We start from the raw sequence: 20,556 nt of genomic DNA, 5'->3' as shown, positions 1-20,556 counted from the left end.
CCCTGTCACCGCGGAGAGCTATCAGAACAGCGCGGGTTGCCAGCCGGCTTGAGTGGACAAGCGAGCGCTGGAGGGGATTTCGAACGGCGCGGCGTCCCTGATTGCGGCGCCCGTCACCAGGAAAGAGCAGAGCATGCTGACGGATCGTCACGTCGCCGAATATCAGACCAAAGGTTTTGCCGTCGCCGAGGGGCTCTTTACCGAACAGGAGATCGGCGAGCTGCGGCGTGTCACTGACGAGTTGATCGTCGAAGCGTCAGCGCTGACAAGCCCGACGCCGACCTTCGAGCTCGAGCCGTCCCACGCTCCGGAACAACCCGCCGTTCGCCGCATCGAGATGCCACACAGGCACTTCGACTTCTTCAGGGAGTTCGTACGACATCCCGCCCTTATCGATAGTCTGCAGAAGCTGATCGGCCCGGACGTTCGAGTGCACAACTCCAAAATCAACCTGAAGCCGGGCCGGATCGGTTCGCCCGTCGAGTGGCACCAGGATTGGTGCTTTTATCCGCACACCAACGACGCGTTCCTGACGGTAGGCGTGTTCCTGGACGATATCACCAGTGTTAACGGGCCCCTGCTGTGCCTGCCAGGCTCGCACCAGGGCAAGATCTACGATCACCACAACCCCGATACCGGGTACTTCTGCAGCGCGGTCGACCTGGATGCCGATCCCGTGAACGCCACCGGCGCCGAGGAATGCGTTGGTCCCGCAGGGACCGTGTCGTTCCACCATGTCCGCACCATGCACGCCTCCGGACCGAACATGTCCGCCCAGGCCCGCCGGTTGTTGTTGATTGGATATGCCGCTGCTGACGCGTGGCCGCTGTTGGGCGTGAGGAACTGGGACCAGTATGAAGCGGACATGGTTTGCGGACGATCTACCCGCAACCCGAGGATGGTCGCACTGCCGTGCCCCGTGCCCTTTCCGATGCCGCCCGAAGCGCAAGAACGGTTCAGCCTGTTCGACAACCAGAAGCGGGCGCGGCGCTTGCTTTACGATCGTCCCGCCGAGGTGAATTGAGCTCGCGATCATTGGGTGCGACGGCGCACGTTTGATTCTGGCCGATCTGTGTGCGTCCGCCCCGTTTCCAGAAACGGCATCGATGAACGAAACCCGGTCCGTGCGGCGCTGGTCGGCGGCGGAGCGCTGTACATCGGGTTCGCGAGCGAAGGCATCAATCTACTGACCCTTAAGTCAGTCCCTGTTCGATCTAGCAATGTGTGGAGACGTTATGAGCATTAACAGACGCAAGTTCCTGGCGACCACCGCGGCGGCGGCGGCGGCCACTTCAGTTTTTCGGCCAGCCATCGCGCAGACCAAGAAACTTCGATTCGCGGTGGGACCGCTTCTGCCCAACCCCGAGGACACGAAGAAGGCGTTCGGGCCGGTATTTGCCCATATTGCAAAAGAGCTCGGTGCAGATTTCGAGCTCTCGGCGACCACCGATTGGGCCGGGATGGCAGTTGCCATGGGCGGCGGTCAGCTCGATCTGGCATGGATGGGGCCGTGGGGCTACATCATTGCCAACAACGCGACCGGTTGTCAGGCGGTCGCCACCGCCAAATATGATGAAAAGCCGACTTATCAGGCCATCATCATTGCGCGGCCCGATCTCAAGGTGACGAAATTCCCCGACGATACGAAGGACAAATCGATTTCCTTTGCCGACGTCGGCTCCACATCCGGCTGGTTGATCCCGACCTTCTACGCAAAGGAAGTCTGGAAAATCGATCCCAAGGCCTTCTGGAAGTACAGCGACGGGGCCACACACGGGGCCAACGAGATCGCTGTCTCGTCTGGCCAGGTGGACATGGCTACCGACTTCGACCGCAACCGCAATGCCATGATCGCATCCGGCCGGGTCAAGGAGGACTCAAACAAGATCATCTGGACATCGGACCCGCTGCCCAACGATGCCATCGCGGTACCCGCCAACGCTTCCGCCGAGATGTCGAGCAAGGTGCAGGCCATCCTGACCGCGATCACGGTCGAGCAGGCAAAGTTGCTGCTGCCGAACCGGTACACCGGCTTTGTCGCGGCGACCCATGCCTCCTACAGGTCGATCGAGAATGCCGGCATCTCCGTCGGCAAGATCAAGGCAAAGGTGTGAGATGAACGCTACGGGAGCGAGACGTCTCCTCGAGGGCTCGATCGCTGGTCACGGCGGGATGAAATCCGCTGCAGAAGCCCTTGCCAAGCTCGAAGCTGCGCAACGCACATTCAGCGTTGCGCGAGTAAAAGGCTGGTTGCTCGTAGCGATTATCGTTGCTTTCTATCTGGTCGCCGCCGAACTCGCGCAGCTGGACCTCGGCAAGCTCGCCACGGGTCTCCCAAGACTTTGGGATTGGCTGTCGCGAGCCTGGCCGCCGAAGTTCGAGGAACTGCCGGTGTTCCTTTGGCGAACGGCGGAAACGGTCGCCATGGCCGCGATTGGCACAACGCTCGCCACGCTGATCGGGTTGCCTTTTGCGATCCTGGCAAGCCGCAATATCACGCCCTTTCCGTTGCTGTATTTCCCGACGAGGTGGTTTCTGAACGCGCTGCGTGGAATCGATTCCTTCGTGTTTGCGCTGTTGTTCGTGGCCGCGGTCGGGCTCGGGCCGTTCGCAGGTGTGCTCGGCATAACCCTCCACACGGCCGGCACGGCCGCCAAGTTCTTCGCCGATCAGATCGAAAGCGCGGACCTCGGTCCTCACAATGCGATCCGCGCAACCGGTGCGGGGCGACTTACCGCACTCACATACGGGCTCCTGCCGGATATTCTGCCGCTTCTACTCTCAACCTCGCTGTTCTGGCTGGAGTTCAACGTCCGCGCCTCCACTGTGTTGGGCGTCGTCGGCGCAGGCGGCATCGGCCAGGAGCTGAAGAACAGCATGGACCTTCTCGACTTCTCCCGGCTTTTCACAATCATAGCCGTCATCCTCATTGTCGTGACAGCGCTGGACTGGCTGTCGGGGTGGCTGCGCAAGAGGCTTGTTTGACCAATGGGTGACGCCGTGGACACGACATCTGCCAATGGGCGCACGTTAGGCTCGCAGCCGGACATTGTCGGCAAGCCGCCGGTGCTCACCGTCGAGGACTTCTCGAAGAGCTTCGGGGCGCGGTCGGCGGTGGAGAATGTGAGCTTTTCGTTGATGGAGCATGAATTCGTTGCGGTTCTGGGACCGAGCGGCGCCGGTAAAACCACGCTGTTTCGCTGTATCACCGGTTCGGCCAAATCGGACGCGGGGCGCATTCGCTTCGGCGGCACCGAGATCGAGCGGCTGACGCCCCGCGAGCTGCGACAAATCGCGGTCGTCTTCCAGCAATTCAATCTGGTGCGCCGGCTCACGGCTCTCGACAACGTGCTGGCCGGGCGGCTCGGTTATTTACCGACCTGGCGCGGCGTATTCCGCCGCTTCGAGCGCGCGGACAAGCTCAGGGCGTTCGAATGCCTGGAGCGTGTCGGCATGCTCGATCACGCGCTCCAGCGCGCCGACACGCTCTCCGGCGGGCAGCAGCAGCGGGTCGCGATCGCGCGCGCGCTCGCCCAGGAGCCACGGTTGATCGTCGCCGACGAGCCGGTTGCAAGTCTCGACCCCAGTTCGGCCGCCGGGGTCATGCAACTTCTCAAGGACATCGCGCGGGACGAAGGCGTTGCCGTGATCTGCAGCCTGCATCAGGTCGGCTATGCTCGCACATTCACCGATCGCGTCATCGGTCTTGCGCGTGGCCGCGTTGTCGTCGATGCGCCGACGCAGAGCTTGGACGAGGCTGCGTATGACGCGCTTTACGGTTCCGCGGACCTGCGATCGAACACTGCTACGACCGGGCACTCCGGGATGCCGGACCACCATTCGACCGTGGAAAAAGACCGCAGGGCGGCCCTTCGTTTGGGGGATCCAGATCCGGTCTTGGTTTCCGATGGCGTTTGAGCCCGTCCGTCGGTTAGCCCCGTCGCGCAGGTAAGGATCGAAATTACCTGCGAGCACTTTGGAGTTTGCCTCCATCGGCGCAGCTTGCGCCTGACCCATTCATTACGCTAGCAAGAAAACGCAACTGGTCTAAGCCAATCGTGTCGTCACAATTCTATTTGACCTGTTTTTTGTGACGGTGGCGCGATTGTCGCATATCTGCAACAAGCAATACACATGCCTGTCACCGCATCGGACTAACATCGCCAAAACTCAATCAGGTGACGGCGTGTCGCAACTCAACATCGTTCAACTCACGAAATCGTTCGGCGCAACACAGGTTCTGCATGCGGTCGATTTGAGAGTGGAGCGCGGGGAATTTATCACCCTCCTCGGCCCCTCCGGCTGTGGCAAGACAACGCTGTTACGCATTATCGCCGGGCTGGAAACGCCCGATCAGGGCGATGTGCTGGCGGATGACATTTCGATCCTTGGTACGGACGCCAAGGACCGAAATCTTGCCATGGTTTTCCAGAACTACGCGCTCTATCCGCATTTGACTGTCGCTCAGAATATCGGCCTGCCGCTAACGATGCGGCGGCTCACGCGGTTGCAGCGGATGGCCGGACGCTTCGGCATCAGCAGGACTGCGAGAGAGGTGCGAAGGCAAATCGGCGCCGACGTCGGGCGGGTGGCCGACAGCCTCCAGATCGGCAACCTGCTGAACCGCCTTCCTTCGCAATTGTCGGGCGGTCAGCGCCAGCGGGTCGCCCTCGGCCGCGCGATGGTGAGAAACCCGCGGATGTTGATTTCCGGCGAGAAGTGACCCTGGATTTCCACTGAGAAGTGACCCGGGGTGATGGTGGTCTTGGGTCAGGTTGCGGTCAAGTTTCGGGGCTTCTCCTTTGAGGGTTTGGGTGGTTTGGTCGAGCTGGCTCTGAAGCGGAAGCTGTCGTTTCCGGTCTCCAGGATATGGCAGTGGTGCGTGAGCCGGTCGAGCAAGGCCGTGGTCATCTTGGCATCGCCGAAGACCGTGGCCCATTCGGAGAAGCTGAGATTGGTGGTGATGATGACGCTGGTGCGCTCATAGAGCTTGCTCAGCAGGTGGAAGAGCAAGGCGCCGCCGGAGGCGCTGAACGGCAGATAGCCGAGTTCATCGAGGATGACGAGATCGGTGTGGACGAGGCGGCCGGCGATCTGTCCAGCTTTGCCCTGGGCCTTTTCCTGTTCGAGGGCGTTGACGAGCTCGACGGTGGAGAAGAAGCGGACCCGCTTGTGATGATGCTCGATGGCGTGGACTCCGAGAGCCGTGGCGATGTGGGTTTTGCCGGTACCCGGACCGCCGATCAGGACGACGTTGTGTGCGTCGTCGAGGAACTCGCAGCGATGGAGCTGGCGGACGAGCGCCTCGTTGACCTCGCTACTGGCGAAGTCGAAGCCGGCGAGGTCGCGATAGGCCGGGAAGCGCGCGGTCTTGAGCTGGTAGGTGGTCGATCGCACCTCCCGTTCGGCGGTCTCGGCCTTCAAGAGTTGTGCGAGGATCGGCATGGCGGTCTCGAAGGCCGGTGATCCCTGTTCCGTTAGCTCCGTGATGGCCTGGGCCATGCCATGCATCTTGAGGCTGCGCAGCATGATGACGATGGCTCCACTGGCTGGATTATGACGCATGGCGCGCCTCCCTGGCTCGGCGCAGGGCGTCATAGCGCTCGACGTTGGCCTGAGGCTCAGTGGTCAGCGTGAGGGCGGGGGGAGCCGGGATCGTTGGCGTGCTCAGCGGCGTACCGTCGATCAGCCGGTGCAGCAGGTTGATGATGTGGGTCTTGGTCGGCACGCCGGCCTGAAGGGCGAGCTCTACGGCCGTGAGCACGACCTGCTCATCGTGCTGGAGGACCAAGGACAGAATCTCGACCATCTCGCGGTCACCGCCTGGCCGCTTGAGCAAGTGCTGCTGCAGGGATCGAAACGCGGGCGGCATCTCAGCGAACGGCGCGCCGTTGCGCAGGGCACCGGGCTTGCGCTGGACGACGGCCAGATAATGCCGCCAGTCATAGACGGTCCGGCTCAGACGATCATGAGAGCGAGCGAACACTCGGCGATGCTCGCAGATTGCTTGCCCTTCAGCGACGAGGACGATCCGGTCGGGATAGACCCGCAGGCTCACCGGACGGTTGGCGAAGGAGGCCGGCACGCTGTAGCGATTGCGCTCCAGATGAACGAGGCAGGTCGGGGAAACGCGTTTGGCGTGCTCGACGAAGCCGTCGAACGGCCGCGGCACCGCCATCAGGTGCCGGATCTCCTCGCTCCAGACATCGGCGATCGAGCCGGGCTGCGAGCCGTGCCCGGTCTGTGACCACAACTCCCGGCACCGGGTCTCCAACCAGTCGTTCAGAGCTTCCAGGGAGGGAACGTTCGGCAGGGGTTGCCAGAGCCGATGACGGGCATCCTGTACGTTCTTCTCAATCTGCCCTTTCTCCCAGCCGGAAGCGGGGTTGCAGAACTCCGCCTCGAACAGGAAGTGGCTCACCATGGCCGAGAAGCGGATGTTGACCTGGCGTTCCTTGCCGCGGCCGACCTTGTCGACGGCCGTCTTCATGTTGTCGTAGATGCCCCGCCGTGGCACGCCGCCCAACACCCGGAAGGCGTGGTTATGGGCATCAAACAGCATCTCGTGGGTCTGGAGCAGGTAGGCTCGAAGCGTGAAGGCCCGACTGTAGGACAGCTTGACATGGGCGACCTGGAGCTTGGTGCGCTCGCCGGCAATGATCGCCCAATCCTCCGACCAGTCGAATTGGAACGCCTCGCCCGGCACAAAGGCCAGCGGCACGAAAGTACCGCGGCCGCTGGTCTGTTGCTCACGCAACCGGGCAGCCTTCCAGTCCCGGGCAAAGGCCGCGACCCGATTGTACGACCCCTCATAGCCGAGGGTCACCAGATCAGCGTGCAGCTGTTTGATCGTACGCTTGTGCTTGCGCGACTTGCCGCTCTCGACCCGCAGCATCGCTGCGAGCTTATCGGCATAGGGATCGAGTTTGCTCGACCGCTCGGGAAGATGAAACCGGGGTTCGACGCTGTCCGCCCGCAGGTACTTGCGCACGGTGTTCCTCGAAAGGCCGGTGCGGCGGGAGATATCCCGGATCGAGAGGTGATCCCGGTAATGCCAGCGTCGGATGACGCTCAATAACTCCATGTCGATCACTCCGCTGTCCCCCGCGATGCCGCGTGAGACGTGGTGAAAACATGGGTCACTTCTCGATGGAAAAATCCGTGCCTGCCGGGTCAACTCTCAGTGGAAATCAACACATTACTCATAGGATGTGCTGTCGCGTCTTTGCATTGGTAGCAATAGCGGGCGTCGGGAGTACCTCCGTCCCCGCGGCGTCGTGGGTTCACGCCGGAGGGTTGCATCAATGAAATGCAGGTCTGCCATACGGGTTGAGGCGCGGTGAGATGACCACTCTTGATGACGAAGAAATTCTCGAGACCCGAAGGGTGCGCGAGGTGGCGGGTGTGTTTCACAAATCGGATGTCCTTGAGGACACGATTGAATCCCTTTTGCTCGCGGGCTTCGACCGGTCAGACGTGGATATCATGGGTGAAGTTGAAGCCGTCAGACGCCGTCTCGGCCAGCTCTATATTCCACCAGAGGAGCTTGCCGATGTGCCGGGAACACCGCGCCGTGCATTCGTCGCGCGAGATGACCTCGCATTGGCGACCGCAGGTGTCGCTGGAATTCTTTTCTATGTCGGCGCGGCGGCCACAGTCATGTCTATCGTCGCTTCCGGAGGAAGCCTTGCGGTTATAGCAGCGGCTGCGATGGCCGCCGGGACGGTTGGAGCAGGTGTCGGCGCCGCAGCGGTGCGGCTGCTCGGAAAAAAGCAGGCGGAGGAACTCGATCTCCAGCTGATGTCAGGGGGAATTGTGCTCTGGGTGCGCGTACGAACGGCGGAAAAGGAAGCGGAAGCGCAGGAAATCCTAGCAAAGTTTGGCGCTGAAGCGATTCGTGTTCATGAGATAGATATCGCGAAGCGCCTCGAGGACGTTCCGCTTGCGAATGTCCACCCGGACCCCTGGCTCGAAAAGGACGTGCGGGGTTAGGAGACCGGCTCCCGAAGCGCCAAAGCGCGGACCTGTTCATGGCGCAGAGGACACATCCGCCAGACTGGAACGATGCGTTCCCGCCGAATAGGAGAGGCAGCAATCGGCCGGTTGTCAGCTGTCAGTTCCCGCGGTGCGAGCGCATTTTGCCGTTGGCCCGTGAAAGCACGCCGTCGCCGTCGACCCGACTATTGTCCCTGCATGGCAAGAGTGCCGCAAGACTGACGTCCGTCAACGTCGATGGTCTCGGGTGAGATCATAATTCTCAGCACGGATTAGACCGAGGTTCTCGAGCTACGGAGACATAGTATGGCAGGCAAGGTGATTGGTATTGACCTGGGTACGACCAATTCCTGTGTGGCAATCATGGAGGGCTCGCAGACCAAGGTCATCGAAAATGCCGAGGGTGGTCGCACCACGCCCTCCGTTGTAGCCTTTTCGAAGGAGGGTGAGATCCTCGTAGGGCAGCCGGCCAAGCGGCAGGCCGTCACAAATCCCGAAAACACCATCTTTGCGATCAAACGCCTGATCGGCCGTCGCTACGACGACCCCATGGTCGAGAAGGACAAGAAGCTGGTTCCATATAAGATCGTTCGGGCGGATAACGGCGATGCCTGGGTGGAGGTGCAGGGAAAGAAGTATAGCCCCAGCCAGATCAGTTCTTACATACTCGTGAAAATGAAGGAGACCGCCGAAGCATATCTCGGCGAAAAGGTCGAGAAGGCAGTCATCACCGTTCCCGCATATTTCAATGATAGCCAGCGCCAAGCAACCAAGGACGCTGGCAAGATCGCCGGACTCGATGTTCTGCGCATCATTAACGAACCGACGGCCGCTGCGCTCGCGTATGGTCTCGACAAAAAGAAATCAGGCACGATTGCGGTTTACGATCTCGGGGGCGGTACGTTCGATATCTCGCTGCTGGAGATCGGCGACGGCGTGTTCGAAGTGAAAGCCACCAACGGCGATACGTTTCTCGGCGGCGAAGATTTCGACCAGCGGATCATTGATTGGCTCGCGAGCGAATTCAAGAAGGATCAGGGAATTGATCTGCGCAACGACCGTCTTGCGCTTCAGCGTCTACGTGAAGCGGCGGAGAAGGCAAAGATCGAACTCTCATCGGCCCTGGAAACCACAATTAGCCTGCCGTTCGTCACGGCTGATCAAAACGGCCCAAAGCATCTTGAGATCAAGCTCCGGCGGGCCAAGCTGGAAGAGTTGGTCGATGAGCTGATTCAGCGCACCGAAAAGCCATGTCGGGACGCAATGAAGGATGCGAAAATCAAGGCCGAGAAGATCGATGAGGTCGTGCTCGTGGGCGGTATGACCCGCATGCCGAAGGTCCAGGAGACAGTGGCCGATATCTTCGGCAAGGAGCCGCACAAGGGCGTGAATCCCGACGAGGTGGTCGCGATCGGCGCCGCCGTTCAGGCCGGCGTGCTGCAGGGCGATGTCAAGGATGTGCTGCTTCTCGACGTGACCCCGCTGTCGCTTGGCATCGAAACGTTGGGGGGTGTGTTCACGCGTCTCATCGAACGCAACACCACCATTCCGGCTAAGAAAAGCCAGATCTTCTCCACCGCCGAGGACAACCAGACTGCGGTCACGATCCGTGTCTTCCAGGGCGAGCGCGAAATGGCAGCCGACAACAAGCTGCTTGGCCAGTTCGATCTCGTCGGGCTCCCCCCGGCGCCTCGCGGCCTCCCGCAAGTCGAGGTCACTTTCGACATCGACGCCAACGGAATTGTCAACGTCTCGGCTAAGGATAAGGCGACTGGCAAAGAACAACAGATTCGCATCCAAGCGTCCGGCGGTCTGTCACAGGCTGACATTGAACGCATGGTCAAGGAGGCAGAGGCGAACGCGGAAAGCGATAAGAAGAGGCGGGTCCTGGTTGAGGCGAAGAATCTGGCGGAAGCCGAGATTGCCGCGAGCCAGAAAGTCCTAGATGACTCCAGGGACAAGACCCCCGCCGCCGATGCGAGCGCGCTTGAGAAAGCGATTGAAGACCTGAAGTCTGCGGTCGGCGCGGACTCGGTCGCGGATATCGAAGCCAAGACGAAGGCGCTGCGGACGGCGACATCGAACCTCGGAGCGAAGGTCCACGACAGCGCCGCCGGCGGCCCAGGTGCAGAGGGCAAGTCCAGCGATGAGGTCATCGATGCTGACTTTGAGGAAGTCGACGATGAACAGGGCAAACGCCCGCGACAGTCGGGCAGCGAAACGCCATAGAGGCATGCGCATCCGCTCCGGTACTTCTCCTGCTAGTTCCGACGAGGGCGCCCACGGAGGGCCCGCGAGCTCGCTCGACGCGTTGACGCGCCGCGGCCGCCGCTTGGGATAGTTGGTCCTTGCGATTTGCGCGGCCATGGAATCAGAACACGTCTACGGAGACGGAGTCGTGCCTAACGATCCAAGTTAAGGGTCTGGAGATAGGCGCAAAACATGTCCGCCATGGCCTGTGCGAACTCTTCGATCCACCGCCGTTTGAGGCCTTTCCGAAAAGCTTTTTCCAGCTGCGGTCAGCTACGCGATCGCCCAACCAGATCACGTGGATGTCGGCGACATCGTGATCTGACCAACGGTGCCCAACTGACTGCACATGGACGTGGTCCAGGTGACGGCTTGGGGCTCCGCGCGGCATAGCCCCTCACCCTCGATCCGCCGTGTCAAGCGACGAACCGCTCAAACCACTCGAGCATCAGCTTGGGGTTGGTGGGCAGGTAGTTGTAGCCGTCGAAGCGCCGGTTCGTGCCGTCGATCCAAATCAGGTCCTTCTGGTCGGTCGGCATGGCGTCAAAAATCGCCTGCACATCAGCGGGCGTCGTCAGCGTGTCGTCGCGGACCTGAAGGAGCAGCGTCGGGATATCTACCGCGGATGCGTACTGCGGCATGTCCATGTCCTTCAGCTCCATGCTGGTCGCACGGCGCAGAGCGTCGGCGACCTCCGGCAGGGCGTCCGGCATGCCCATGTGGCCCAGGATCGTGCGGTAGAAGGAGCTGAGCGAGATCGGCTGTGGCGCGACGATGGCCCGGACGCCGTCGAACTCCTCGCGATGCTTCTCGATGCGATCCGCGCCCAGAAAGCCGTAGCGGCCAGCGTTGATAGCCCGGAATCGGCGTCGGCATAAAAATCAGCAGTCCGACGCAGCCAAGCGGAATAGCCCGCGCCTAGACATGAGCAAAGGAGAACTCGGCCTTGCAAATGCGCCACGCCCTGTTGCCCATCCTTGTAGGAATGTCCGCCATGAGCAGCATCGCCGAAGCCGCGCCTCGTAACCAGGTCGTCGGCACATGGCGTATGGTTGCGGCAGAAATTGAAAGGGATGGCAAAGTCGTACCCGCCTACGGGCAGCGGCCAAGTAGAATGCTGATTTTCGCGCCGGACATGCACTACGTCGAGGTGCTGACTGATGGCGATCTGCCTCGTTTCGCGTCCAACCTGCGTGGCCAAGGTACTGATGAAGAAAACCGCACCGCAATGGCGACGAGCATCGGCATGTTTGGCTCATATACGGTCGATGAGAACGGTGATTTCGGCGGCGATCGCGTTGAAGGTTCGACGTTCCCAAATTGGGTCGGAAGTGTACGAACGCAGAAGGACATACGCATCGTGGTCAACGGAGACCAGATGACAAACTACTTCACCCGTCCAGATGGTACAAAGATCACCATCATTTTTGAGCGCGCAAAATAGCGAATGGTTGACAAGACAAACGCGGATTGGACGACCCCGAGCTGCAACAGGGCGCGAGCCGCTCCTATGCACGCGATTCAGAGTAGTGCCGCTTCTTCGCGTCCAGACGTAGATGCCCCCGATGACTTTCGCAGCTTCAGTCCGAGCGTGATGAGGACGACCCCAAGGATCGCGGCATAGATGCCGAGCAGCCAGCCCAGTGCGAGGAAGGTCTCAAACGGCCGCGTTACCAGAAGCCAAATGACGAGTATGCTGAGCGCGACGGAAAGAAGGCCGCTGATAAACAGCCAGACCTCGCCCTTAATCTCGTTTCTCAAGCGAATGGCCGCAGCTATTTCAAACACACCGGAGAGCATCGACCAGAACGCAATGCTCACCCATAGAAACGTTGCAAGCACCAGCGTGGCGACAAACGGCGATACCACCACGATAATGCCGGTCAAGACGCCAAGCGCGCCGCTGAAGGCAAGCCATCCCCATCGTTCCTCCTTACGGATCCGTCGAATGGCGGAGACGAGTTCGAACGCGCCGTCGACGAAGGAGTACGCACCGAATACGAGCGTCAGCGCGAGCAGAGAGTCTGCCGGCATTACGAAAGCGATTACGGCGATGATTAAAGCCAAAGCTCCGCGGAGTACAAAGACCCACCAGTTTTTTTGCAACGTGCAGATCAGAACTCCTGTTGCAGGCAGGGGAGGCGTGTCTTGGTTCATGTCGATTTCCTTTTTTGGATCGTCCTGAGGTTTCCCGGTGGGTTTAGCCAAGACTCTGCGCGGGGTTGCCCCATCCGCGGGGAGTGGGAGTCGCTTGGCCGGCCGTATTGCCGCTAGTTCCAGAGTACATCCCGCGGATGGGCCCGCTCGGTCCTCGCATGCAGCTCCGCCACCTCCTCCGCTTCGAGCAGTGTTTGCCGCTCGAAGCTATTGGGAGGTCTCATTCCACCCGGAGCCAGAGTCCGAGCGAAGTGCTGCTCAAGCTGCGGGCGGCCGAGCCGTGTACGAATTTGCGGACGGGTGGAGGCGTCCCGGTCTGCCGAGCCGACGTTGCATCAAAACAGGTCTGAGACCTGCTTCTTGATCCTGTCGAACCAGCCCTTGCCGCTCTTCCCACCACTTGACTTCTGTTCGATCTCTTTGATCTGCTCGAATATCGGCTCGAAGTCCGCCTTCTTGCCGTAACCCAAAGCCTCCGCCATTCTGATCTGCTTCCGGGCTTCGTCGAGTTGCGCGGCGAGCGATTTGTTGCCCTCTTCCGAGCGCTTATCGTCTTCCGCGAGCTTTTCAGCATCTTTTAAAAGAACCTGCGCGCGCAGTACGGGCAGTGGCACGGCCACCTCCGTAATGACCAGCGTGTTCAGCGCCGCCTGAAGGGTGTCTTTTGCTTCATCCACCTTGCTCTTGGCGATGAGGCCGGCCGCGGACTTGATCGCCGTAGGATAGGCAGCGAGTGGCAAATTCGTGGTCTGGAACACCACCTCGCTGGCGAGGTTACTGACCAACGGGCGTGCCTTTTGAACTTCTCCGTCGCCGAGCAGTCTCCGCGCCTCCTTGATCGCGTCTTTTACGGCATTGGGATCCGCGTATAGATCGCGGATGACGACCCCGGTGTCCACCGGCGCTAGTGCGAGCTTGGGGTCCCGCGCCAGGATAAGTTCGAGCTTCCCGGTAGCGACTTCAAGCGCCTCGAGGGCCTCTTGTGTCTTCTTGTCGCCGAGCAGCGCCAATGCCTTCTTCGTTTGGTCGAGCGCTGTCTCGGCGTCGACGACGATCTTCTTGCGTTCTTCGTCTGCCCGTTTGGCGACGTCAGCATCCACTTCGGGTTGTGCTGACTTCGCCGTCGGCGATTGCTCCTGCGCCGGGTTCGCCTGAGACTGAGACTGTTCCTGCCCACGGGCTGGAACCCCATGTGCGGCGACCAGGCTCAACGCCGCCGCGGAAAGCAGTATACTTTTAAGATTGGTTGTCATTGATGATCTCCCTTGTTGCAGCGTGGTTGAATCAGCGCGGGCTCACGGTTGCACCGGCAATCGCTACGGATCTGCACATCGGCCTCAACCTGATGCGTCAGGTCCAGCTCACGGGCCCTTTCTCTTGGCGGGCAAGCGCCGCGGAGCTGTCGGCAGACAAAGAGCATTGATGGCAACTCCGCCTCCGACCGACACTGACAATCGACAGTTTTTCGCGAGATACGGCGCTCGAAGCGCGGACGGCTGTTTCCGAAGGACCGCTCACGCGGCGTGACAGGGGCGCCCCACGGGTTGCAGCCAGCCTGCCCATGAAGGTCGGACGTTTGTTTTCCTGCCAAGTGGCGGTTCGTCGCGTGAGCAGCTTCGTGCTGAATCGGCGTCCACATCGAAAACTGACGCCTGTCAGCGCGCGCCACCATGCCCGGCGTAGCGTGGTTACGCCGTAAGTTGCGGAGGACCGACCAGGGGCCGCGCAGCGCGGCCATGCTCAATTGGCAGAAGGAAATAGAACAATGAGATCTGACAGTGACATCAAGCGCGACGTGGAATTCGAGCTGAAGTGGGACCCCGACATCGACGCCACCGACATCGGCGTTGCGGTCAAGTCCGGCGTCGTGACGCTCACGGGTTTTGTCCGCAGCTATCTGCAAAAGTACGAGGCAGAGCGAGCGGCAAAGCGTGTGTCCGGCGTCCTCGGCCTGGCGAACGACATCGAAGTACGGCTGCCCTCCGAAAGCCAGCGCACCGATCCCGAGCTCGCGCGCGAAGCCGTCGCCGCGATCAAGACCGAGCTTCCTTACGCGCACGAAAACGTCAAGGTGTTGGTGAAAACCGGCTGGGCGACGCTGGAAGGCTCCGTCGAATGGGATTACCAGCGCACACGCGCCGAACGCGCGGTCCGGGCCCTGAAAGGCATAAAGGGCATCTCAAACCTGATCACGCTGAAGCCGCGCGTCGCCCCGGCCGAAATCAAATCGAAAATCGAGGACGCCTTCAAGCGCAGCGCCGAGATCGACGCCAATCGGATCGTTGTGACGGCCAGCGGGGGGGAGGTCACGCTCACCGGCACGGTTCGCTCTTGGGCCGAGCGCCAAGAAGCCGAGCGGGCCGCATGGCGGGCACCAGGGGTCACGAAGGTCGATAACCGTATCACCATCGCTCCTTAAACCGGCGCACATGAGACAGCGGAGGGCGGAAGTGTGCACTCTGCTCTCCGCTTTATCGAAAGGTTTCGCGTCAAGGGGAAAGCGACCAATCGTGACTCTGTGAACAGCCAGGCAAACGCGACAGAAATCCTAAGCTAGAAGCCATTCTTGCGAACGCATTTCCCCGGTGAGACAGGGGCGAACGTGCGCAATACCGAACAAGAGGCGGCTCTACCGCAAGCATATAGTTTCCAATCAACCCGAGTTAGTTGTCTCGACGCGAGCTCGCACGTCGTATCCCATCCGATCATCCGAAACCCAACTCTACCGACGACCTCCGAACGGAACGCTGGGAGCTATCGCCAAGGGAGATGCACAAAATTTGGAGGAGCGCAGGTGCCGGACCGATTCTACCAAACAGTGGGTTTCATTGAAGCCGTCGAGAAAGCGCAGAGCGCGATCGAAGTGGAAGAGTGTCTGCTCGCATTTGCTGCAAGTTTCGGCTTCACATCTGTTTTTGGCGGTATTGTTCCGTTGCGCCCCGTTCCGCTGGACGAAATGCCTTCACGCATCTTGTTTCAGCGGTTTCCAGAGGGGTGGGCGGAGCGATACAACGACAACGGCTATGTACTTCGTGATCCCATCGTCTCTCGATTGATATATGATCGGGCACCCTTTGCGTGGGCTGACGCCTATAAAACCGATCGTGAAAGACAGAACGTCAAACTCATTAGTGGAGAGGCGTCCGAGTTCGGGCTCCGGGACGGCTACGTCGTGCCGATTCCCACGATCGAAGGTGACGTCGCCGCGGTGTCTTTCGGTGGCCCGGCGTACGCTGTGGAGCCAAGTGAGGTTGCGGCGCTTAATTTCGCCGCAAGCTACGCGGTCGGGAGCTATCTGCATCACAGAATCGCACGCAGGCGACTGTCTGCAGCCTTGACGCCGCGAGAGTCGGACTGTCTCGTGTGGGCGGGTGAAGGAAAAACGGATTGGGAGATTTCGGTTATTCTAGGCATCTCCCGCGCAACGGTTTTGAAGCACGTTGCCGCCGCGCGGGAGAAGCTCGGAGCGGTAAACAAGGCGCACGCCATTGCGACGGCGATCAGAATCAAACTCCTCGCGTAAGCTCATGGCAGCGTCTGAGAATTGATAAGACGCACGGCTCAGCGAAATGAATTTAGCGACGTAAGGGAGCTTTTGAGACTGTAGCTGCGCGGGCTCTTAGAAGCATCTAGCGTCCCTCGCGGCGCGCTCTCTAGCCGCCTCAAAGCCTCAGCGCTCTTCTCCGAACTCACTATGTAGATCTTTAAGGGTCTGCTCTGCCTGGCGAAGTCTGGGTCCAGGTGCGTCTACTACGATATTGATCATTGCCGCGAAATCGTCAGCCTCGTCCCGCCTCGCCGCAGCAAGGATATCCCGCACATTGCAGGTCTCTCCTGAGGGAGCGGGGGGGCCAGCGCCGAGCTCGAGAGCCTTGCGGGGCTGCGGCGCCGGCGCCGGCGCCGTGGTCAGAACAAGGGGCGCACGGGCTTCCTTTGCGGCGGCGCTGGGCCTCTTCGCCTTCGGCGCACTGGTTTGAGCCGGCCGGCGGGGCGAGACTTTGCCAGATCGCGCCGGTGCGCGGGCAGCGGCCGCCTCCGTTGGCTCCAGATGTGACGTGTCGGGACCGGGGTTAATCGCTCCCTGAAGGGATTCATCCTGCCAGACCCGCAATCTGGGCAGAGGCGGCGGGACGCTTCTCGCGCGCTCGTAATAGCCGCGATATGGCTTGTCCAAGTAGTGCCTGATCTTGGTCAGCTCGAACGACGGAGAATTTTTTACCATCAAGATGGAAAGGCGCGCCGACATTTCCCGTAGCTCGAGCGGGCTGCGCAGGGGGCGCGGTGTGTAGTGCGGCGACCAGACTCGGGGCGCGAAGATGCCCTGGCCCGGCCGCTGGATCGGCGTCTTATAGACCTGCGTGGTCTCACCAAGCATTTCGGAAACGAAGTCCGAAGTCTCAAGATCGTTGATCTGGATGAACAGCTTGATCTGCGAGCCAGAGACTGTGGTGATGCGGGTGTTCTTGCCGTAAAGCTCGTCGAGCTGCGCGAGGTCCTGCATGACGATTGCCATCCGGAAGCCATATCCGGCGCTGATCGTGATCTTGGAAATCAGCGAATCCATTCGGCCGACGTGATAGAACTCGTCGAGCATCAGCAGAACCTGATGCGGCTCGTCGTCGCCGGGAATCTTGACCATTAGAAGGTCGTGGATTTGCTGGAACAAGATGCGAATGAGCGGCCGGAAGATTGAAAGCTCGGCGATCGTGCATCCGATGAAGATTGTCATCGGCGTGCGCCGCAGCTCCCGGATGTCGAAGTCCGAGGTTTCCGTCGCGGCCGAGATGAGACCGTTGTTCCAAAGGCTCATCGCCATGTTGACGTTGAAGACCGCGCTGTTGCGCGTCTCCGGCTCGAGCGCGATGTATTGATTGAAGCTGTCGACCACCCATGTCGGCAGATTTTGTCGCTCGGTGCGGACGATGGCCCGCAGCACCGTCGAGATGTCCTTCCCGGTGGTCGTCATACGGGCCACCGTGCGCATGTGCTGAGCGCCCTCGATCAGCGGCGAGGAAAGCACATAGCCGATCAGGGCGGAGAGCAAGAGCCGACCGGCGCCGGCCCAAGTGTCGTCGGCCTTTTCTGGAATGACGAAGGAGGCGACCACGAGACAGTCGGTAGCCATGCGCTCGTCGCGGCGCACGAAGTCGAGAGGATTGTAGCGGTGTGTGTCGTTCGATCCCGGCGAGAACATGAAAACCTTATTGCCCATCGCCGTGCGATGGTTGGCGAGGGCCTCGAAGTTCTCGCGCTTCGGGTCGAAGAAGACTGCCGAACCTTGCCACACATAACCATTGGGCAGGACGAAGCCCGTCCCTTTGCCGGACCGCGATGGTCCGACCACGAGGATATGCGCAGGTTCGTCGGAACGGATGGTGACACCACTGAGCAATCCGAGGACGATTCCACGTTTGCTGGTCAAACCCCGCTTCGCCGCTTCCATCAGATTGCCGAAGCGAGCCGCGCCGTACGGCATCTGTCGACGGTTGATGTAGGCGAAGAGCGCGCCGGCCAGGCCAAGGGCGACCACTGCGGCGGCGGCGTATCCGGCACGGATGAGTGCCTCGGCGCGCGTCGGCGGATAGACCAGCCGCTCATAAAAATGACGCCATGCCACCAGGAAAAAGTCGGCGGAGCGGTCGGCATTCTGCATCGCGAACAGCGCCCAGCGGCTGGCGCCCTCGCTCGGGAACCGGTGGGGCGCCCAGCGCAGCGCGACCACCACCTCATACGCCAGGCTCCACAACAAGCAGAACGCCAGAAGCACGAGCAGCCCGATGCCGATGCGGAATGCGATGATGCGGCTCATCGGTCATACCTCGCGGCGTGCTCGCGTCGCCAGTCGGGCATGCGCGAGAAATAGATCTCGGATGTGCCGCGCCAGCCGCCAACCTTGGTTTGTTGAACCACGATCGGAAGAACGGACTTGATGTACGCGATGATCTCGTCACGCCGCAGACCAAGCCCGGCCTGCATCACCATCAGCGCCAGCTGTTCGAAGGCGCCGGCCGAACTGTCCGCATGGACCGTCGTGATGCTGCCGGGATGTCCCGTATTGATCGCGCGCAGAAACGAATAGGCTTCGGCGCCGCGGATCTCGCCGAGAAAAATGCGGTCCGGACGCAGCCGCATGGAAGCCTGCAGGAGCATTTCGACCGTAACTCGGGCTTCGCCCTGGTCCCCCTTCGAGGCCACCAAGGGAAGGAAGTTCTTCTGGATCGGATTGACCTCACGCGTGTCCTCGATCGTGATGATGCGCTCGTCGGCCGGCACTTCCTTGAGTATCGCGTTCAGGAACGTCGTCTTTCCGGAGCTTGTCCCTCCCGAAAGCAGGATCGAATATCGACTGACAACGGCCAGCTTGATAAAGTCCTCGATGCGGCCCGCGTCGAGATGCTCGCACAGGCGGCGATCGACGTCGGACAAGGCGCCCTCTTCGGTCATCGCGACCTTGTCGAACGATCCCATGCGGCGATAATCGTCGAGCCGCATCTCCTTGATGACCTGCTTGCGGATGGCAAACGCACCGCCCGAGGTCGTCGCTGGGGGAATGACGCCTTGGAAGCGCTCCCCCGTTGGCAAGGCCGCGGACAGAAGCGGATGTTCTTCGTTGACGCTTTGCCCCGAATGACCCGCGACGCGCTCGGCCAAGTGGCGGATCGCGTGTTCGCTGAGCGCTGGCACCTCGTGCCTTTCCATCGCCGATTGTCCAAACCGTTCGACCCAGACTTCCCCAGGCCCATTGGCGCAGATCTCGACGACCTGATCGTCCTCGAGCCAAGGTCGGATCGGCTCCAGCGCGCGATCAATGAAGACCGTCAGGCTTCGCGCCACTACGCTCACGCTTCAGCTCCCTGAGGGCTTCCTTGACCGGATCGGGATACAGTGCCGAGAAATCGAGATCGCGCCGCACGAACACGATGATCCGCGTTCCCTGGTCGAGGTAAATCGTCGGTGGAATGTTGATCGAGTTGCGCAGGGCCTCCTGAGCGATGTTGGTCAGAGTTTGGGAAATGTTCTGTGCGGCGATCTGACGGGCCTGCAGGGAAAGCTGGTTCTGGTTCACGCCGGTTTGGGTCTGCGTCACGACGCCGGTCACGGGGTCGGTGGTCGTGATGACCGTGCCGTTGCCATAGCCGTCGGTGTTTTGTCCGTATGCGCTGAGGAATTGTGCTCCCCCGCCGACCAGCGACAGCACGATCGCCGAGCCGAAGCGCTCGAGATAATGATTGTCGACGAAGCCAGCGTTGCCGGCACGGCCGAGCTCGTCGGCGCCGTTCGAACCGAGTTGCACCGACACGCCGTCGGACCGCAACATCCGGGTCCAGACGATGAAGACCCGGGTCTGGCCCTGGGCGATGCCGGACCGATACTCGCCGATCAGGCGGCTGCCCGACGGAATAAGCACGCGTCGGCCGTCGAACGACCAGACATTCTCGGTCACGACAGCTCGCACCATGCCGGGCAGATCGCTCTCTACGGCCGTTTCCAGCACGCCGCGGATCAGCGTGCCCTGCGCCACCAGCGCGTCGATGCGGTCGTTCTTTGATGCGCGGGCCACTTCGACCCCTGCGGCGGAGACCGATGCGAGGAAGCGCCTATTGGGATCGTCTTCGTTGCCTGCCGCACCACGAGGTCCGTCCTCGCCATTCGTAGCGGCGGCCGCCGAGGCGTTGTCAGCGATCACCTGTGGCGCGCGCAGCCGCTCCCAGCGCCGTCGCTCTTCCTCCTGGCGTTGCCGCTCGAGCTCCGCGAGCCGCCGCGCCTCGTCATCGTTGGGCGGTGCCGCGACAAGGGGCGGTTCCGGTGCCGGCGGCGGCGGCAACGCCAGGGGCGGTGCGACCGGAGGAGCAGGCGGAGCGGGTTCGGGCGGCGCCGGCGGCACGACGATCGTGCCCTGATCGGTTTGGGGACGGGGCGTCGAAAGCGACGGCGCCGGAAACTGGGTGGTCGTGAATTCTTCTTTGTCCGGCGTCGTCAAAGTGGGAGTCCGGCGGGCCAGCGATCCGTAGATGAGCCAGGCGGCAATCGCCAGCGCCCCAAGCGGTATGGCGATCTTCAAGAAACCGCCGAGAGCGGTTCGCCCCCGGGCGACAGAGCTGGCGGCGGCCGCCTCGAGCTCCAGTGAACGATAATCGTCGGCCGTCGGCATGC

The 20,556-nt window shown here is 61.2% G+C and carries 18 protein-coding genes; 10 read left to right on the top strand and 8 right to left on the bottom strand.

The window, feature by feature from the left end; translation table 11 throughout:
- Positions 1-52 precede the first annotated feature (52 nt).
- From AC1Q67_RS23765 to AC1Q67_RS23745, 5 genes are all read left to right on the top strand, one after another.
- On the top strand, positions 53-1,024 hold the full coding sequence (locus AC1Q67_RS23765; protein WP_051472558.1) for a phytanoyl-CoA dioxygenase family protein: 972 nt from the start codon (positions 53-55) through the stop codon (positions 1,022-1,024).
- A 211-nt stretch (positions 1,025-1,235) separates the two neighbouring features.
- On the top strand, positions 1,236-2,114 hold the full coding sequence (locus AC1Q67_RS23760; protein WP_024922082.1) for a phosphate/phosphite/phosphonate ABC transporter substrate-binding protein: 879 nt from the start codon (positions 1,236-1,238) through the stop codon (positions 2,112-2,114).
- Positions 2,115-2,172: 58 nt separating this feature from the next.
- Positions 2,173-2,985, top strand: coding sequence for a phosphonate ABC transporter, permease protein PhnE (gene phnE, locus AC1Q67_RS23755; RefSeq protein WP_024922083.1), 813 nt, complete (start codon positions 2,173-2,175; stop codon positions 2,983-2,985).
- A gap of 81 nt (positions 2,986-3,066) precedes the next feature.
- On the top strand, positions 3,067-3,918 hold the full coding sequence (gene phnC / locus AC1Q67_RS23750; RefSeq protein ID WP_024922084.1) for a phosphonate ABC transporter ATP-binding protein: 852 nt from the start codon (positions 3,067-3,069) through the stop codon (positions 3,916-3,918).
- Positions 3,919-4,186: 268 nt separating this feature from the next.
- The gene (locus AC1Q67_RS23745) at positions 4,187-4,723 is read left to right on the top strand and encodes an ABC transporter ATP-binding protein (RefSeq protein ID WP_024922085.1); all 537 of its coding nucleotides are present in this window, start codon (positions 4,187-4,189) and stop codon (positions 4,721-4,723) included.
- Between the two features lie 47 nt (positions 4,724-4,770).
- Here the strand turns inward: AC1Q67_RS23745 and istB are convergent, their stop codons facing one another.
- Together istB and istA are read right to left on the bottom strand one after the other, a co-directional pair.
- The gene (istB, locus tag AC1Q67_RS23740; RefSeq protein ID WP_006023736.1) at positions 4,771-5,565 is read right to left on the bottom strand and encodes an IS21-like element helper ATPase IstB; all 795 of its coding nucleotides are present in this window, start codon (positions 5,563-5,565) and stop codon (positions 4,771-4,773) included.
- Complete coding sequence (gene istA / locus AC1Q67_RS23735; protein WP_006023735.1) at positions 5,555-7,084, bottom strand: IS21 family transposase; 1,530 nt, start codon at positions 7,082-7,084, stop codon at positions 5,555-5,557. Before istA ends, istB begins: the two co-directional genes overlap by 11 nt.
- A gap of 260 nt (positions 7,085-7,344) precedes the next feature.
- On the opposite strand from istA, the gene AC1Q67_RS23730 reads away from it, so the two are divergent.
- Together AC1Q67_RS23730 and dnaK are read left to right on the top strand one after the other, a co-directional pair.
- Positions 7,345-7,992, top strand: coding sequence for a hypothetical protein (locus AC1Q67_RS23730; protein ID WP_006023734.1), 648 nt, complete (start codon positions 7,345-7,347; stop codon positions 7,990-7,992).
- Positions 7,993-8,301: 309 nt separating this feature from the next.
- A complete protein-coding gene (gene dnaK, locus AC1Q67_RS23725) occupies positions 8,302-10,224 on the top strand; it encodes a molecular chaperone DnaK (RefSeq protein WP_006023733.1) in 1,923 nt (640 codons plus the stop codon).
- 437 nt (positions 10,225-10,661) lie between these two features.
- Here dnaK and AC1Q67_RS23720 read toward each other — a convergent pair whose 3' ends face one another.
- A complete protein-coding gene (locus AC1Q67_RS23720; protein ID WP_152544215.1) occupies positions 10,662-10,958 on the bottom strand; it encodes an alpha/beta fold hydrolase in 297 nt (98 codons plus the stop codon).
- Positions 10,959-11,239: 281 nt separating this feature from the next.
- Here AC1Q67_RS23720 and AC1Q67_RS23715 point away from each other — a divergent pair, with 281 nt between their 5' ends.
- A complete protein-coding gene (locus AC1Q67_RS23715) occupies positions 11,240-11,689 on the top strand; it encodes a lipocalin-like domain-containing protein (RefSeq protein WP_244434411.1) in 450 nt (149 codons plus the stop codon).
- Between the two features lie 77 nt (positions 11,690-11,766).
- On the opposite strand, the gene AC1Q67_RS23710 is transcribed toward AC1Q67_RS23715, so the two are convergent.
- Both AC1Q67_RS23710 and AC1Q67_RS23705 read right to left on the bottom strand, forming a co-directional pair.
- Positions 11,767-12,402, bottom strand: a complete 636-nt coding sequence (locus AC1Q67_RS23710) for an HdeD family acid-resistance protein (RefSeq protein WP_006023730.1) — start codon at positions 12,400-12,402, stop codon at positions 11,767-11,769.
- 335 nt (positions 12,403-12,737) lie between these two features.
- A complete protein-coding gene (locus AC1Q67_RS23705; protein WP_006023729.1) occupies positions 12,738-13,655 on the bottom strand; it encodes a YfdX family protein in 918 nt (305 codons plus the stop codon).
- Between the two features lie 512 nt (positions 13,656-14,167).
- On the opposite strand from AC1Q67_RS23705, the gene AC1Q67_RS23700 reads away from it, so the two are divergent.
- Entirely contained in the window at positions 14,168-14,821 is a 654-nt protein-coding gene (locus AC1Q67_RS23700) for a BON domain-containing protein (RefSeq protein ID WP_006023728.1), read from the top strand.
- Positions 14,822-15,196: 375 nt separating this feature from the next.
- Positions 15,197-15,925 (top strand): helix-turn-helix transcriptional regulator, encoded by a 729-nt coding sequence (locus AC1Q67_RS23695; protein ID WP_006023727.1) that lies wholly within the window; start codon positions 15,197-15,199, stop codon positions 15,923-15,925.
- A gap of 147 nt (positions 15,926-16,072) precedes the next feature.
- On the opposite strand, the gene AC1Q67_RS23690 is transcribed toward AC1Q67_RS23695, so the two are convergent.
- Genes AC1Q67_RS23690 through virB10 form a run of 3 tightly spaced genes read right to left on the bottom strand, consistent with a single transcriptional unit; the run spans position 16,073 to position 20,554 of the window.
- Positions 16,073-18,211 (bottom strand): type IV secretory system conjugative DNA transfer family protein, encoded by a 2,139-nt coding sequence (locus tag AC1Q67_RS23690; RefSeq protein WP_006023726.1) that lies wholly within the window; start codon positions 18,209-18,211, stop codon positions 16,073-16,075.
- On the bottom strand, positions 18,208-19,245 hold the full coding sequence (gene virB11 / locus AC1Q67_RS23685) for a P-type DNA transfer ATPase VirB11 (protein WP_006023725.1): 1,038 nt from the start codon (positions 19,243-19,245) through the stop codon (positions 18,208-18,210). Before virB11 ends, AC1Q67_RS23690 begins: the two co-directional genes overlap by 4 nt.
- On the bottom strand, positions 19,208-20,554 hold the full coding sequence (virB10, locus tag AC1Q67_RS23680) for a type IV secretion system protein VirB10 (RefSeq protein WP_006023724.1): 1,347 nt from the start codon (positions 20,552-20,554) through the stop codon (positions 19,208-19,210). The genes virB11 and virB10 overlap by 38 nt, the downstream gene beginning before the upstream one ends.
- Positions 20,555-20,556: the final 2 nt, after the last annotated feature.

The sequence above is a fragment of the Afipia sp. GW823-FHT06G09 genome (assembly GCF_058794875.1).
This window is presented reverse-complemented; position numbering and strand designations above follow the sequence as displayed.

Coding starts and splice junctions, on each gene's coding strand:
- istB (WP_006023736.1), bottom strand. CDS start 5,565: ATGCGTCATAATCCAGCCAGTGGAGCCATCGTCATCATGCTGCGCAGC.
- dnaK (WP_006023733.1), top strand. CDS start 8,302: ATGGCAGGCAAGGTGATTGGTATTGACCTGGGTACGACCAATTCCTGT.
- virB10 (WP_006023724.1), bottom strand. CDS start 20,554: ATGCCGACGGCCGACGATTATCGTTCACTGGAGCTCGAGGCGGCCGCC.
- AC1Q67_RS23690 (WP_006023726.1), bottom strand. CDS start 18,211: ATGAGCCGCATCATCGCATTCCGCATCGGCATCGGGCTGCTCGTGCTT.
- AC1Q67_RS23730 (WP_006023734.1), top strand. CDS start 7,345: ATGACCACTCTTGATGACGAAGAAATTCTCGAGACCCGAAGGGTGCGC.
- AC1Q67_RS23720 (WP_152544215.1), bottom strand. CDS start 10,958: ATGCCGGACGCCCTGCCGGAGGTCGCCGACGCTCTGCGCCGTGCGACC.
- AC1Q67_RS23710 (WP_006023730.1), bottom strand. CDS start 12,402: ATGAACCAAGACACGCCTCCCCTGCCTGCAACAGGAGTTCTGATCTGC.
- AC1Q67_RS23715 (WP_244434411.1), top strand. CDS start 11,240: ATGAGCAGCATCGCCGAAGCCGCGCCTCGTAACCAGGTCGTCGGCACA.
- AC1Q67_RS23705 (WP_006023729.1), bottom strand. CDS start 13,655: ATGACAACCAATCTTAAAAGTATACTGCTTTCCGCGGCGGCGTTGAGC.
- phnE (WP_024922083.1), top strand. CDS start 2,173: ATGAAATCCGCTGCAGAAGCCCTTGCCAAGCTCGAAGCTGCGCAACGC.
- istA (WP_006023735.1), bottom strand. CDS start 7,084: ATGGAGTTATTGAGCGTCATCCGACGCTGGCATTACCGGGATCACCTC.
- AC1Q67_RS23760 (WP_024922082.1), top strand. CDS start 1,236: ATGAGCATTAACAGACGCAAGTTCCTGGCGACCACCGCGGCGGCGGCG.
- AC1Q67_RS23700 (WP_006023728.1), top strand. CDS start 14,168: ATGAGATCTGACAGTGACATCAAGCGCGACGTGGAATTCGAGCTGAAG.